The sequence below is a fragment of the Tahibacter caeni genome, assembly GCF_024609805.1.
Taxonomy (GTDB): Bacteria; Pseudomonadota; Gammaproteobacteria; order Xanthomonadales; family Rhodanobacteraceae; genus Tahibacter; species Tahibacter caeni.
The window spans coordinates 1-14,507 of sequence record NZ_JANFVR010000108.1 but is presented as its reverse complement, the minus strand read 5'-3'; the positions used below and the strand labels follow the sequence as shown (position 1 = coordinate 14,507).

General features: G+C 68.5%; 13 protein-coding genes. 11 read left to right on the top strand and 2 right to left on the bottom strand.

Features of this window, described 5'->3' with window-relative positions:
- Positions 1-927: ExeA family protein (locus tag NON22_RS11430; protein WP_257387062.1), on the bottom strand; the 927-nt coding region annotated here is incomplete at its 3' end.
- 187 nt (positions 928-1,114) lie between these two features.
- On the opposite strand from NON22_RS11430, the gene NON22_RS11425 reads away from it, so the two are divergent.
- From NON22_RS11425 to NON22_RS11410, 4 genes are all read left to right on the top strand, one after another.
- Complete coding sequence (locus NON22_RS11425) at positions 1,115-2,227, top strand: hypothetical protein (protein WP_257387061.1); 1,113 nt, start codon at positions 1,115-1,117, stop codon at positions 2,225-2,227.
- A 213-nt stretch (positions 2,228-2,440) separates the two neighbouring features.
- Positions 2,441-3,145, top strand: a complete 705-nt coding sequence (locus NON22_RS11420) for a Bax inhibitor-1/YccA family protein (RefSeq protein ID WP_257387060.1) — start codon at positions 2,441-2,443, stop codon at positions 3,143-3,145.
- Between the two features lie 234 nt (positions 3,146-3,379).
- Entirely contained in the window at positions 3,380-3,817 is a 438-nt protein-coding gene (locus NON22_RS11415; protein WP_257387059.1) for a DUF3592 domain-containing protein, read from the top strand.
- Positions 3,818-3,989: 172 nt separating this feature from the next.
- A complete protein-coding gene (locus NON22_RS11410; protein WP_257387058.1) occupies positions 3,990-5,159 on the top strand; it encodes a hypothetical protein in 1,170 nt (389 codons plus the stop codon).
- A 25-nt stretch (positions 5,160-5,184) separates the two neighbouring features.
- Here NON22_RS11410 and putA read toward each other — a convergent pair whose 3' ends face one another.
- The gene (gene putA, locus NON22_RS11405) at positions 5,185-8,382 is read right to left on the bottom strand and encodes a bifunctional proline dehydrogenase/L-glutamate gamma-semialdehyde dehydrogenase PutA (RefSeq protein ID WP_257387057.1); all 3,198 of its coding nucleotides are present in this window, start codon (positions 8,380-8,382) and stop codon (positions 5,185-5,187) included.
- A 501-nt stretch (positions 8,383-8,883) separates the two neighbouring features.
- Here putA and coxB point away from each other — a divergent pair.
- The 7 genes from coxB to NON22_RS11370 all read left to right on the top strand — a co-directional run bounded on the left by coxB (position 8,884) and on the right by NON22_RS11370 (position 14,328).
- Complete coding sequence (gene coxB, locus NON22_RS11400; protein WP_257387056.1) at positions 8,884-9,792, top strand: cytochrome c oxidase subunit II; 909 nt, start codon at positions 8,884-8,886, stop codon at positions 9,790-9,792.
- A 22-nt stretch (positions 9,793-9,814) separates the two neighbouring features.
- Complete coding sequence (gene ctaD, locus NON22_RS11395) at positions 9,815-11,443, top strand: cytochrome c oxidase subunit I (RefSeq protein ID WP_257387055.1); 1,629 nt, start codon at positions 9,815-9,817, stop codon at positions 11,441-11,443.
- Between the two features lie 43 nt (positions 11,444-11,486).
- Positions 11,487-11,636, top strand: a complete 150-nt coding sequence (locus NON22_RS11390) for a hypothetical protein (protein WP_257387054.1) — start codon at positions 11,487-11,489, stop codon at positions 11,634-11,636.
- The gene (locus tag NON22_RS11385; RefSeq protein ID WP_257387053.1) at positions 11,633-12,205 is read left to right on the top strand and encodes a cytochrome c oxidase assembly protein; all 573 of its coding nucleotides are present in this window, start codon (positions 11,633-11,635) and stop codon (positions 12,203-12,205) included. The genes NON22_RS11390 and NON22_RS11385 overlap by 4 nt, the downstream gene beginning before the upstream one ends.
- Before the next feature lie 27 nt (positions 12,206-12,232).
- Positions 12,233-13,105 carry a cytochrome c oxidase subunit 3 gene (locus NON22_RS11380; RefSeq protein WP_257387052.1) on the top strand — a complete coding sequence of 291 codons (873 nt, stop codon included), beginning with the start codon at positions 12,233-12,235 and terminating at the stop codon, positions 13,103-13,105.
- 164 nt (positions 13,106-13,269) lie between these two features.
- Positions 13,270-14,106: a helix-turn-helix transcriptional regulator gene (locus tag NON22_RS11375; protein ID WP_257387051.1), complete on the top strand. Its 837-nt coding sequence runs from the start codon at positions 13,270-13,272 to the stop codon at positions 14,104-14,106.
- A gap of 78 nt (positions 14,107-14,184) precedes the next feature.
- The gene (locus NON22_RS11370) at positions 14,185-14,328 is read left to right on the top strand and encodes a hypothetical protein (protein WP_257387050.1); all 144 of its coding nucleotides are present in this window, start codon (positions 14,185-14,187) and stop codon (positions 14,326-14,328) included.
- The last annotated feature ends 179 nt before the right edge of the window (positions 14,329-14,507 follow it).

Genomic DNA, 14,507 nt, shown 5'->3' with positions numbered 1-14,507 from the left:
CGCGGGCGGAGCGGCCGGCGGCCGCTGCCGCCACCAGAGGCCGGCGCCGGCGGCGACGAGCAGCAGGCCCAGAGCGACCCAGCGGCCGTAACGACGCATGTAGTAGCGCGCATGACCCGGCAAGGTCTCGTCGGCGGCGAGATCGACGAGGCGTTCGCCGATGCTGTCGGTCTCGCGGGCGAAGCCGGCCATCAGCGCGCGGTCGGCGATCACGTTGATCAGGCGCGGAATGCCGCCCGAGCGCTGGTACAGCGCACGCAGGCCCAGGCGCGAGAACGGCAGCTTGCGCGAACCGGCGACGGCCATGCGATGCCGCACGTAGGCTTCGCATTCCTCGCCGTTCAGCGGCGTCAGGTGGTAGCGCGCGGTGATGCGCTGCGCAAGCTGGCGCAGATCGTCGCGCTCGAGCAGGCGGCGCAGCTCGGGCTGGCCGAGGAGGATGATCTGCAGCAGTTTCTGCGTCGGCGTCTCGAGGTTGGTCAGCAGGCGCACCTGCTCCAGCGCCTCGACCGAGAGGTTCTGCGCCTCGTCGACGATGAGCACGACGCGCAGGCCCTGGGCATAGGCGTCGAGCAGGAAGGTGTTGAGCACGTCGACGAGCGCCTTGAGGCTGCCGCGACGGCCTTCGATGTCGAGCTTGAGCTCCTCGCAGACCGTCTCGACGAGCTCCACCGGCGTGAGCTTGGGATTGAGCACGAGTGCGACGCGCGTGTTCTCCGGAAGCTGCTCCAGCAGCAGGCGGCACAAGGTCGTCTTGCCGGTGCCGACCTCGCCGGTCAGCTGCACGAAGCCGCCGGAACCGCCTTTGCCGATGCCGTAGAGCAGATGCGCGAGCGCATCCCGGTGGCGCTCGCTGAGGAACACGTAGCGCGGATCCGGGGTGATAGAGAACGGCGTTTCCTTGAGGCCGTAGTGCTCCAGGTACATGCGGTCGGCGTTCCTCGACGGCGTCCCGCGGCCGGTCTGACCGCAGGGCGGGCAAGCTTAACCGATGCCCTCCGGCGCTCCGCGTTAAAAAATCGCTGAAGCGACGGTAAACAGGCGTTATTGCCCGTATGGCGGCCGGCCGACCTTGCCGGCAGCATCGCCGTGGTCGCCACGACCGGGCAGCGTTATGAACCGCAAGACGGCAGCGGGGTTCCTCGGAACGTTGGCGGCGTTGATGCTGGCCGCGGCGACGCAGGCCGCCTGTCCGCCGCTGCCGGCACCGGCGGAACTCGCCGCGCAGCAGCAGTCCGCAGACAGCGCGCGCGATCTGTTCGAATACGCGGTGCTGCGATTGCTCAAGTGCGGTTGGGACGAAGCCGTGCCGGCATTCGATCCGGCGCTGGAGGCGTCGCGCGGGTCCGGCCAGTCGAATCTGCAGCGCAACATCCTGCTGCTGGGAACCGCGGATCCGCGCGATCTCGCCGGCCGCGGTGCGCGCTGGAGCCGCGACCGCGACGGCTGGCTGGGTCCGCTGCGGCTGCGCGACGACGAGATCGAGGCCGCGACGCGCCGGCTCGAAGCGGCCATGCCGCGCTTCTTCGAACGGCTGCTCGAACGGGCCGACGGCCCGCTGCCGCCGCCGCTGGACCGGCTCGCGGAACTCGTCCTCGCCGTGGACGACGTGCGCCGCGGCGACGTCGCGCGCGGGCGCGATCGGCTCGACCGCGCCGCGCAGATGCAGCCGGGTCTGCCGGCCTACGAGGCCGCGATGGTGCGACAGGCCGCGAAACTGCGCGCCGCGCTGGATCCGCAGTCGCCCGTGGAGCCGCCGCCGCAGGCGTGGGTGCTGGATCGGCGCAGCAGCATCTACACCGAAAGTTGCGGCGTACCCGGACGCGGGAATCCGGCGCTCGATCCGCTCGGCCTGCGTGCGGATCTGCTGCGCGCCGACGGCGATCCGGGCGCGGCGCTCGCGCTGCTGCTGCGCCACGAATGGGGCGGACCGGAATTTCCCATGGTCAGTCACTGGCGGCGTCTGCAGCCGCTGCTCGAACGGCGCTATTCCCGCGCGCAGCTGCGCCAGGGCTGGCTCGATGCGGAAGGCTCGATCCATACCGATGACGCGCAGCCCGGGCTGCTGCTCTACGGCGTGGAGCTGCCGCTGCCGTCGGCCGTGCTCGAGGACGATCCTGCCGACCCGGAGCGCAGCGTGCGGCGTCCGCCGCGCCGCGACGAGGCCGTCGCCGCCGCGCGGGCGACGCCGCTGTTCGCGGCGCTGTTTCCGGACGGCTTGCGCTGACGCTGCGCCGAACTGTAATGCGCCGCCGCGCGCAACTTGACGAATCCGCCAGTGCCCCGGCCACAGGGCCGCGTGTAGACTGTGCCGGCGCCGGTCGTCGTGCCGGCGCCGTAACGACAATACCTTCTCTCTCCGCCTGCCGCGATCGTCCGCAGCTCTGCTGCGGCGCCGCTGCGGCGGGTCGCGATCGCACCACCGTCTAGGGGGCAGTACATGGACTACACCGCACAAACCCTGCCGGAAGCGGGATTCGGCGAAAGCCGCATCGCCTTCATCCGTTCGACCTATTCGTATCTGGCCGTCGCGCTGCTCGCGTTCACCGTGCTGTCGGGCCTGTTCTATCTGTCCGGCATGGGCACGGCCATGCTCAAACTCATGAGCACGGGCCGCTGGGTCTGGATCGCGTTCCTGGGCGCGTTCATGGTGGTCGGATGGCTGGCCTCGAACTGGGCCGACAACGCCGATAGCAACGAAAAGCAGATGCTCGGCCTCGGCGTCTACGTGCTGGCCGAAAGCCTGATCTTCGCGCCGCTGTTCGCGATCGCGGCGCTGGTGGCGCCGAAGGCGATTCCGGCGGCCGGCTTCATCACCCTGCTGCTCGTCGCGGGCCTGACCTATACGGCGTTCACGACGAAGAAGGACTTCTCGTTCCTCGGCGGCATTCTCAAGGTCGCGCTGTTCTGTGCGCTCGGCGCGATCGTCGCGGGCGCGATCTTCGGCTTCAGCCTCGGCATCTGGTTCTCGGCCATCATGGTCGTCGTCGCCGGCGGCTGCGTGCTCTACGACACCTCCAACATCATCCATCACTATCCGACCGACCGGCCGGCCGGCGCGGCGCTGCATCTGTTCGCCTCGATCGCGCTGCTGCTCTGGTACGTGCTGCGCATCCTGATCTCGCTGGCCAGCAGCGACGATTGACCGAAACCCGCGGCAGGCCGCAGGCCGGCCTGCCGCCGGGCGATCCACGGAAGGATCGCCGGCCGCGTCAGCGGCCTCGCGTCCCGGCAAGCGGGTACGCGGCCACGGACGGTGTTCGCGCCGTCGCCACTTCGACTTCATCGATCCGCCGCGCGGGAAGGGCGCGGCGAAGCGGCGGCTTTTCGCCTTCATCCCGGCGCCGCGGCGCCGTTTCATCATCCTCAGGGGATTCCCATGTTTTCCAAGTTGCGTTCCATCCTGTTCCTGATCGTGCTGCTGGTCGGCGGCCCGGCCATGCTGTACGCCGGCTTCAAGGAAGCCAAGGACAGCAAGGCGCTGGCCGATCACGGCGTCAGCGTCGAAGCGACCGTCACCGAAGTTACCTGGAGCACCAAGCGCGGCCGCGAGCGCAATTTCCGCGCGCAGATCACGTTCTCTACCCCCGACGGCAAGAGCGTCAGCGACAGCGTCAGCCTCGGCAACGACCAGGGCAAGGCGCTGCGCGACCAGCCCGACGACAAGCCGGCCGTGCTGTCGGTCAAGTACCTGCCCGAAGATCCGCACACGGTGATCCTCGCCGACCACAAGGACGAGTCGGGCCTGTTCTACGGCATCGGGGCCGTCATGCTGCTGATCGGCCTCGGCATGCTGGTCTATCGCCTGCGCAGCTGACCGCCGCACGCGACATCGCGCGCCGTTCGGAGGAACGGACGGCGGCGCGAATCGCGGCGTAAACCGGTCGTGAATATCCGGCGGCGGCCGTCTGGCCGTCCGTCGGATCCCCTGCCTAAGATCGCCTGTCTGCACAGCCGCAACGGCTGTCGCGCGATCCTGGGGGAGTTCCATGCACGGTCGTCTCTCGGCTCTGTTCCTGCTCGCCGCCGGCAGCGGCGCGGCGGCGGCCTGTCCGCCGGCGCCTTCGGCCGCGCAGCTGCAATCGGTGGATGCCGTCGAGGACGCTGCTCCCTATCTGCTGATGCGCTGGCTCAAATGCGGTCCCGCCGATGCGGCGGCGCTGTGGCCGGCCTGGCGCGACGCGCTGCATCGTGAGGAAGCCGAGGAGCGCGCCGACAATCCCGCCTATCACGAGCCCGATCAGGCGCCACTTCTGCTGCTGACGGCGCTGAGCATGGATCCCGATGCGCTCGCGGCGTCCATCGCCGAATCCACGGCGCAAGCCCAGTCGGAGCAGGACGATGCAGACGAGTCGAACGCCGCGGACGAAGCCGTCCCCGGTCTGCGCGTACTGAGCGCATGGCCGGTTCCGGTCGCGACGATGAAGCGCCATTTCGAGGACGGGCTGGAGCCCGCGGCGGCGTTGCTGCGGCAGGACTACCCGTCGCCGGCGATCGCCGCGACCGTCGAGCTCGCGCGCGTCAGCCAGATGATCCGCAACGGCCGCATCCCGGATGCGCGTGCGTTGCTCGCGCGCACGCGGGAAGCCGTGCCGGCGGACGATCCGGAGCAGATATTCCACGAAATGAGCCAGCTGCTGGCCGAAGTGCTCACCGAACCGGAGCAGCGCTCGCTCGCGGAGAGCGGTCCCGGTCTGGTGCTCGACCGTTCCACCCGGACGCGGCATGTGCTCAAGTGCGGCTTCGCCGGGCTCGAGCATCTGTTCGGCAAAGACCGGCTGCGCGCGCAGGTGCTGCGCACGGCCGATGCGGACGCCGCGATCGCCGATCAGATCGAGGAACACTGGCGCAACGGCGTGCTCGGCCGGAAGACCGATGACGACGCGAACGACGTGGCGCTGCTCGCCGAGCTGCTACGCAAACGCTACGGCACCGCCGAACTGCGTCAGGCCTGGGACGATGCGATCGCGCTGATCCGCAACGACGAGCAGGTCGCCGGCACGCGGCTGTTCGGCCATTTCCTGGCGCTGCCGAGCGACGTGATCGAAGACGCGGCCGATGCGCCGGACGGCACGCGCCAGCGCAAGCTCGGCACGCAGGAACTCGCCGAACTCGTGCGCGGCACGCCGCTGTATCGCGCGACCTACGGCGGCGGCTGAGCCGCCGCGCGCAGGCCGGCAGGTTTCATTCGCCGAGCGTCAGCAGCGAGGCGTTGCCGCCGGCGGCCGTGGTGTTGATCGTCAGGGTGCGTTCGGTCACGAAGCGTGCGAGATAGTGCGGGCCGCCGGCCTTCGGGCCGGTGCCCGACAGGCCTTCGCCGCCGAACGGCTGCACGCCGACGACCGCGCCGATCTGGTTGCGGTTGACGTAGCAGTTGCCGACCTTCACGCCCTTGGCGATCTGGTCGATCGTCGTGTCGATGCGGCTGTGCACGCCGAGCGTCAGGCCGTAGCCGGTCGCGTTGATCTGGTCGATGACCCGGTCCAGATCGGCGGCCTTCCAGCGCAGCACGTGCAGCACCGGGCCGAACACTTCGCGCTTGAGCTGGTCGAGCGACGCGATCTCGTAGGCGCGCGGCGCGAAGAAGGTGCCGTGCTCGGCGCCGTCGCCGAGCCTGGCGACCTTGATCAGCTTCGCTTCCTTGTCCATGCGCGCGGCATGGTCGTCGAGGATCTTCTTCGCGTCCTCGTCGATGACCGGGCCGATGTCGGTCGACAGCAGGCGCGGTTCGCCGACCTTGAGCTCGTCCATCGCGCCGGCGAGCATCGCGACGACCTTGTCGGCGATGTCTTCCTGCACGAACAGGATGCGCGCGCAGGAGCAGCGCTGGCCGGCCGAGTAGAACGCGCTGCTGACGGCGTCCTTGACGACCTGCTCCGGCAGCGATGACGAGTCGGCGATCAGCGCGTTCTGGCCGCCGGTCTCGGCGATCAGCACGGCGATCGCGGCGTCGCGCGCGGCGAGCGCGCGGTTGATCGCGCGCGCGGTCTCGGTGGAGCCGGTGAACACGACGCCGGCGATGCGCGGATCGCGGCACAGCGCCGCGCCGACCGTGGCGCCGTCACCGGGCACGAACTGCAGCACGCCCGACGGCACGCCGGCCTCGTGCAGCAGCTGGGTCGCGCGGAACGCGACGAGGTTGGTCTGCTCGGCCGGCTTGGCGATCACTGCGTTGCCCGTGACCAGCGCCGCGACGACCTGGCCCATGAAGATGGCCAGCGGAAAATTCCACGGACTGATCGCGACGAACACGCCGCGGCCGTGCAGGAACAGCTGGTTGGATTCGCCGGTCGGGCCGGGCAGATTCTCGCCGTGGGCGAGCAGCTTGCGCGCCTGCGTCGCGTAGTAGCGGCAGAAGTCGACCGCTTCGCGCACTTCGGCGATCGCGTCGGGAATCGTCTTGCCGGCTTCGCGCACGCACAGCGCGATGAGCTCGCCGCGGTTGGCCTCCATGAGGTCGGCCGTGTGCTCGAGAATCTTGGCGCGGCCGGTGGCCGGCAGGCGGTCCCAGTCCGGCTGCGCCGCTACCGCATTGGCGATGGCCTTGTCCACGGACGCCGCGTCGGCCGGCTGCCAGCTGCCGACGGTGCGGCGGCGGTCGGCCGGATCGGTCACCGGGATCAGCGCCGAGGTGAACGTCGCGCCCGGGATCAGCGGCCTGGCGGTCCACGTCTGCGGCGAAGCGGCGATCGCGTCGGCGAGCGCCTTGAGTTCGTTGTCGTTACCGAGATTGACGCCCATGGAATTCTTCCGTTGTTCCCCGAACAGGCCGGCCGGCTGCGGAATGCGCGGATGCGGCTTGGTAGTGAAATGGCGCACGACCTCGACCGGGTCGGCGACGAGATCGCGGATCGACAGGCTTTCATCGACGATGCGGTTGACGAAGCTCGTGTTTGCGCCGTTCTCGAGCAGGCGGCGCACGAGATACGGCAGCAGGTCTTCGTGCGAGCCGACCGGCGCGTAGACGCGGCACGGCACGTTCAGATTCTTCTCGCCGATGACTTCGGCGTAGAGGTCGGCGCCCATGCCGTGCAGGCGCTGGAATTCGAACGGACGGCCGCGCGCCATGTGGTGGATCGCCGCGATCGTGTGCGCGTTGTGCGTCGCGAACGCCGGATAGAACAGCTCGCCGTAGTCGAACAGGCGCCGCGCGCAGGCCAGATAGGACACGTCGGTGTTCGGCTTGCGCGTGTAGACCGGATAGCCGGCGTGGCCGCTTTCCTGCGCGCGCTTGACCTCCGAATCCCAGTAGGCGCCCTTGACCAGGCGCACGCACCAGCGCTGGCCGTTGGCGCGAGCCTTCTCGGCCAGCCAGTCGATCACGAACGGCGCGCGCTTCTGGTAGGCCTGCACTGCGAGGCCGAAGCCCTGCCAGCCGGCCAGCGACGGATCCGCGTGCACGGCGGCCATCAGGTCCAGCGAGATTTCCAGGCGTTCGGATTCTTCCGCATCGACGGTCAGGCAGATGCCCTGGGCCTTGGCGAGCTGCGCGAGCTCGAGCAGCCTGGGCTGCAGCTCGGCGAACACGCGCTCGCGCTTGGCCACTTCGTAGCGCGGATGCAGCGCCGACAGCTTGATCGAGATCGACGGCGCGTCGAGGATGTCGCGGGCGGGGCCGGCCTGCGCTCCCGGCGCAGCCGGCACTCGGCCGTCCCTTGCCTCGCCGCGCGCGCCGAGCGCCTTGATCGCGTCGATGTAGGCGCGGTGGTAGCGCTCGCCGTCGGGCGTGGTCAGCGCGCCCTCGCCGAGCATGTCGTAGGAATAGCGGTAGACCCGGTTTTCCTTTTCCTCGGCGCGGTCCAGCGCTTCGGCGATCGTGCGGCCCATGACGAACTGGTGGCCCATGATGCGCATGGCCTGGCGCACGGCCAGCCGGATCACCGGCTCGCCGGCGCGGCCGACCAGCCGCTTCAAAGCGCCCAGGAAGTTGCGCTGGGTCTCGTCGGCCAGGGTGACGAGCTTGCCGGTCAGCATCAGGCCCCAGGTGCCCGCGTTGACGAGCACCGAATCGCTCTTGCCGAGATGGGACTCCCAGTTCGCGTCGCCGAGCTTGTCGGAGATCAGCTTGTCGGCGGTTTCCTTGTCCGGGATGCGCAGCAGCGCTTCGGCCACGCACATCAGCAGCACGCCTTCCTCGGACGACAGGTCGTACTCGCGCATGAAGGACTCGACCGCGGACTTCTGGTCGGCCTTGGCGCGGACGCGGGCGACGAGCTCGCCGGCGCGGGCCAGCACGAGATCACGTTCGGCCGGGGGCAGCGCGGCCTGCGCCACGAGCTCGTTGACGGCCTCGGTCTCGTCGCGGCAGTAGGCCGCGGTCATGCGCGCGCGCGCGGCGTCGGCCGGCGCAGGCAGTTCGGGTGTCAGTATGTCGGCACTCACGGAGTATCTCGGTGATGGAATGCCGGCCTGGCCCAGGCCCGGCAAGGGGAGAAGCGGGATTCTAGGATGGGGCCGCACCCGGTCAAGGTCCATATCGACGCATCCGCGTGGGTACCGGCCCTGTGGCAATTCGCCGCAGGGCGAGGCGGTCGCGCCCGGCGAATGCCGCGGCGGCGGGGCGCTCGGCTTTCCTTGCCCGTCTGCGGCCCAGCCACTATCATTTCGCGGTTCTACGCCCGGCGCTGGCTGCCGGCGCCGCGCTAGCCGCCGGCGCTGCAGCGGCACCGGAGCCGATCATGCGGAACCGCCTCATCGCTGACCTGCGCGACGCCTCGGCGTCCGCGCCGCGGCGCTGCGGCGCGCCGGGTCCCACCAGCCGGGGCCTGCGATCGGCGGCACGATGGCATTCGGTGCGTGGCCGGACGCCGGCTCGACACGACCACGGTCGCGTCGCGTCCGGCGTGCGGCGGCGGCCCCAACGACTGGGATGGCTTTAGGGTGATGGCAATGAAGTCTCTGGCAACTACGCGAACCGGGCGTGCCGTTAGCGCGGCGCTGCTCGCGCTGGCCGTGAATATCAGTTGCGCCGCAAGCACGCTGCCGGCGCGCTGGCAGCTGAACATGACGCCCGGCGTCACCGAGACCGCACGCAACGCCTACACGGCGCACATGATCGTGCTCTGGGTCTGCGTCGTCATCGGCATCATCGTGTTCGGCGCGATGGCCTTTGCGATGTTCAAGTTCCGCAAGTCCAAGGGCGCCGTCGCGGCTCAGTGGAGCCACAACACCAAGGCCGAAGTGATCTGGACCGTCATCCCCATCCTGATCCTGGTCGCCTGCGCCTACCCGGCCACCGGCATGCTGATCAAGCAGGCCGACACGTCCAACGCCGCGCTGACCGTCAAGATCACCGGCTACCAGTGGAAGTGGCGCTACGAATACCTCGACTACGAGGGCAAGCCGACCGGCGTCAACTTCATGTCCAAGCTCGACGCGGACAGCGACAAGACGCGCCAGCTCAAGTCGGGCCTCGATCCGCATGCGGTCAAGGTCGGCAGCGAAGCCACCTACCTGCTCAACGTCGACAAGCCGCTGGTGCTGCCGACCAACGCGAAGATCCGCTTCGTCGTCACCGCCGACGACGTCATCCACTCCTGGTGGGTGCCGGCGCTGGGCTGGAAGACCGACGCCATCCCCGACATCATCAACGATGCCTGGACCCTGATCGAACAGCCCGGCACCTACCGCGGCCAGTGCGCCGAACTCTGCGGCCAGGACCACGGCTTCATGCCCATCGTCGTCGAAGCCAAGCCGAAGGCCGAATTCGACCAGTGGCTGGCCGCCCAGCAGGCCGCCGCCGCTCCCGCTGCCGCCACTGCCGCGCCGGCTCCCGCCGCGCCGCAGGGTTAAGTCTTAGTACGAGGTCGAATCCATGGCTACGCACGCCGCCGCCGGTCACCACGCCGATCATCACGACGACCACGACCACAAGCCGCAGGGCTTCTGGAACCGCTGGGTCTTCACGACCAACCACAAGGACATCGGTACGCTGTACCTGGTCTTCGCGTTCATCATGTTCTGCATCGGCGGCGCCATGTCCGGCGTCATCCGCGCAGAGCTCATGAAGCCGGGTCTGCAGCTCGTCGAACCCTACTTCTTCAATCAGATGACCACGGTGCACGCCCTGGTCATGATCTTCGGCGGCGTCATGCCGGCCTTCGTCGGCCTCGGCAACTGGATGATCCCGCTGCAGATCGGCGCGCCCGACATGGCGCTGCCGCGTATGAACAACTGGTCCTTCTGGATCATGCCGTTCGCGTTCACCGTGCTGCTGCTGACCCTGTTCCTGCCGGGCGGCGCGCCGGCCGGCGGCTGGACGCTGTATCCGCCGCTGTCGCTGCAGGGCGGTTCGTCGGTGGCCTTCGCGATCTTCGCGATCCACATGATGGGCATCAGCTCGATCATGGGCGCGATCAACATCATCGCGACCATCCTCAACATGCGCGCGCCGGGCATGGACCTGCTCAAGATGCCGCTGTTCGTCTGGACCTGGCTGATCACCGCGTTCCTGCTGATCGCCGTGATGCCGGTGCTCGCCGGCGCGGTCACGATGCTGCTGACCGACAAGTTCTTCCATACGAGCTTCTTCAACGCGGCCGGCGGCGGCGACCCGGTGATGTTCCAGCACATCTTCTGGTTCTTCGGCCATCCCGAGGTCTACATCATGATCCTGCCGGCGTTCGGCGTCGTGTCGGAGATCATCCCGACCTTCAGCCGCAAGCCGCTGTTCGGCTACCAGGCCATGGTGTACGCGACCGCGTCGATCGCGTTCCTGAGCTTCATCGTCTGGGCGCACCACATGTTCACGGTCGGCATGCCGCTCGGCGGCGAGCTGTTCTTCATGTACGCGACGATGATGATCGCCGTGCCCACGGGCGTGAAGGTGTTCAACTGGGTGTCGACGATGTGGAAGGGCTCGATGTCGTTCGAGACGCCGATGCTCTGGGCCGTCGGCTTCGTCATCCTGTTCACGATCGGCGGCTTCTCGGGCCTGATGCTCGCGATCGTGCCGGCCGACTTCCAGTACCACGACACCTATTTCGTCGTCGCCCACTTCCACTACGTGCTCGTGACCGGCGCGCTGTTCTCGATCATCGCCGCGGTTTACTACTGGTGGCCGAAGTGGACCGGCAAGATGTATTCGGAGAAGTGGGGCAAGTTCCACTTCTGGTGGACCATCGTGTTCGTGAACCTGCTGTTCTTCCCGCAGCACTTCCTCGGCCTCGCGGGCATGCCGCGCCGCATTCCGGACTACAACGTCGCGTTCGCCGACTGGAACTTCGTCAGCTCGATCGGCGCGTTCGGCATGCTCTGCACGCCGGTGTTCATGTTCCTGATCCTGTGGCACTCGAAGAAGCACGGCCCGGCCGCGACCCAGCAGGTCTGGGAAGGCGCGCACGGCCTGGAGTGGACGGTGCCGTCGCCGGCGCCGCACCACACCTTCACCGAGCCGCCGGTGATCCGCGCGCAGGATCTCGCGCACGGCGATCCGACTCACTGATGAAACCCGGCGCGCCGCCGCGAGGCGGCGCGCAGCCGAACGCATGAGCACCGAACCCGCCCGCTTCGACCCCGCCGACCGCCGCGCCGCGATACGCCGCACGGCATGGATCGTCGTGGGCGTCGCCGCGCTGATCTATGCGGGCTTCTTCGTGCGCGCCGTACTGCTGCTCAAGGGCGGAGCCGCGCCGTGAGCGAAGCGAACCGTTCCTGGCAGAAGAAGGGCTGGCTGATCGCCGGCGGCGCGTTCGCGTTCTGCTTCGCGCTGATTCCGCTGTACAACATCGCCTGCGAACACGTGCTCGGCATCAAGCTCGACCAGGGCGCGGCCGACGCGGAAGCGACCGCGGCGATGACCGTCGACAAGTCGCGCCTCGTCACCGTGCAATTCGTCGCCAACACCAAATCGAAGCTACCGTGGGTGTTCAACGCCGAGAAGGTCAGCTTGCAGGTGCATCCGGGCGAGCTGACCGAGGCCTGGTTCGACGCGACCAACGTGTCGCAGCGCGACATCGTCGGCAATGCGGTTCCGAGCGTGGCGCCGAACTCGGCCTCGCTGTACTTCAACAAGACCGAGTGTTTCTGCTTCACCGAGCAGCTGCTGCGCGCCGGCGAATCCAAGCGCATGCCCGTGCGCTTCGTCGTCGATCCGCGGCTGCCCAAAGACATCAGTACCTTGACGCTCGCCTATACGTTCCTCGAGAACGACATCGCGACCAAGAAACTGGCCGAATCCAACCAGGCCGCCGCGCCGGCGTCCTGATCCAGCGTTCCAACCGGGGTTTTCATCATGGCGACAGCAGAAGGCAAGCACATCTACTACGTGCCCCACGGCAGCAAGTGGCCCGCGGTGGGCACGATAGGCCTGTTCACGACCATGATCGGCGCCGCCAACTGGCTCAATGAAGTCAGCTGGGGCAAGCCGGCGTTCTACGTCGGCGTCGCGATCCTGCTGTTCATGATGTGGGGCTGGTTCGGCGACGTGATCCGCGAGTCGATCAAGGGCCTGTACAACCACCAGGTCGACACCTCGTTCCGCATGGGAATGATGTGGTTCATCTTCTCCGAGATCATGTTCTTCGGCGCGTTCTTCGGCGCGCTGTTCTATGCGCGCATGTACTCGGTGCCGTGGCTCGGCGGCGAAGGCGACGGCGCGCTGACCAACTTCTACCTGCATCAGGGCTATGCGGCCGCCTGGCCGACCAACGGTCCGGATTCGATCGGCGGCAGCTTCCAGACGATCCCGGCCTGGGGCGTGCCGCTGCTGAACACGCTGATCCTGCTGACCTCGGGCGTCACGATCACGATCGCGCACCATGCGCTGCGCGCCGGCCACCGCCTGCAGCTGCTCGTGTTCCTGGGCCTGACCGTCGCGCTCGGCGCGCTGTTCCTGTTCTTCCAGGCCGAGGAATACATCGAGGCCTACAAGCACCTGAACCTCACGCTCGGCTCCGGCGTCTACGGCTCCACCTTCTTCATGCTGACGGGTTTCCACGGTCTTCACGTGACCCTGGGCACGATCATGCTGCTGGTGATCTGGTTCCGCTGCCTCAAGGGCCACTTCACGAAGGACAACCACTTCGGCTTCGAAGCCGTGGCCTGGTACTGGCACTTCGTCGACGTGGTCTGGCTCGGCCTTTTCATGTTCGTCTACGTGCTCTGAACCACAGGCAGAAGCACACGCAGAAGCCGCGCTCAGCGCGGCTTTTTCGTATCCGGCCGCCGCGCATCGCGCGGCCTTTTCGTTTCTGGCGCCGCCGCGGCGCGTTCCTGTAGGCTGCCGGCCAGGCCAGGCCAGGCCAGGCCAGACCCGGCGCGGAGGCGGCCATGCCCGAGTTCGACGTCAGCGTGCTGCTGGACACCGGCACCGTCTCGGTGCGCGACGTGCGCTGCCGCGGCGAATGCCGCCATCGCAGCGACGAGGAATGCACGGCCGCGACGCACCTGGTGTTCCCGTATCGCGGCGTCTACGTGCGCCACGTCGGCAGCGAGCAGTCGGTCGCCGACGCGAACCACGTGCTGTTCTTCAACGCGGGCCAGATCTATCGCGTCAGCCACCCGGTCGCCGGCGGCGACGCCTGCCTGTCGCTCGCGCTGCCCGAAGCCACCTTGCACGAGCTCGCGCCGCCGTCGCTGCTGCAGCCCGGTGCGGCCGGACTGCGCGAGCAGAGCCTGCGCATCGACGCGCGCGCACAGGCTCTCGTCGCGCTGCTGCGTCATGGCCTGGCCGGCGGCGTGACCGAGCCGCTCGAAGCCGAAGGCCTGCTGCTGACCCTGGTCTGTCGCAGCCTGGGTCCGCGCACGGCGCGCGCGCCGCGCGCGACGCGGCTGCGGCGGCGTCTCGTCGACCGCGCGAAGCTGCTGCTCGCGAGCGATCTGTCGCGGCGCTGGACCCTCGCCGAGATCGCCGCCGAGCTCGGTGGCTCGCCGGTCTACCTGACCCAGGTGTTCGCCGACGTCGAGGGCCTGCCGCTGTACCGCTATCAGCTGCGCCTGCGGCTCGCGCGCGCGCTCGACCGGCTGCCGCGCGAAGCCGACCTGTCGGCGCTCGCGCTGGAGCTCGGCTTTTCGAGCCACAGTCATTTCGCCTCGGCGTTCCGCCAGGCCTACGGCCGATCGCCGTCGGACTTCCAGCGCAGCCTGTCGGGCGCGCCAGATCGCTAAAGAATCCGACAGCGCCGCGGCCGCCCGGAACGGAAACTGGATCTCACCCGGCTGTCGGGTGAAATCTGGAGAACTGAAATGGCAACGCAAACCTGTGCCGCGTGCGACTACCCGCTCGATGACAACCGCATCAGCGTGAAGATCGGCGGCAAGACCGTCGAGGTCTGCTGCGAGGAATGCGCGCAGAAACTCAAGGAAGCGCAGGCCGCCGGCAACGGCTGAGTCGCCGGCAACCACGCCGCCGGCGCAGACCGGCGGCGTGTCCGGGACGGCCGGCGCTATGGTGCGTCGCAGCGGAAATCGCTGAGCTGCCACCCGGCGCGCGCGTCGCCGGTGCCGCTGGAGCCGAGCCGGAAGCGCAGCCGCGCCTCGCGGCCGGCGGCGGAGATCGGAAGAGCACA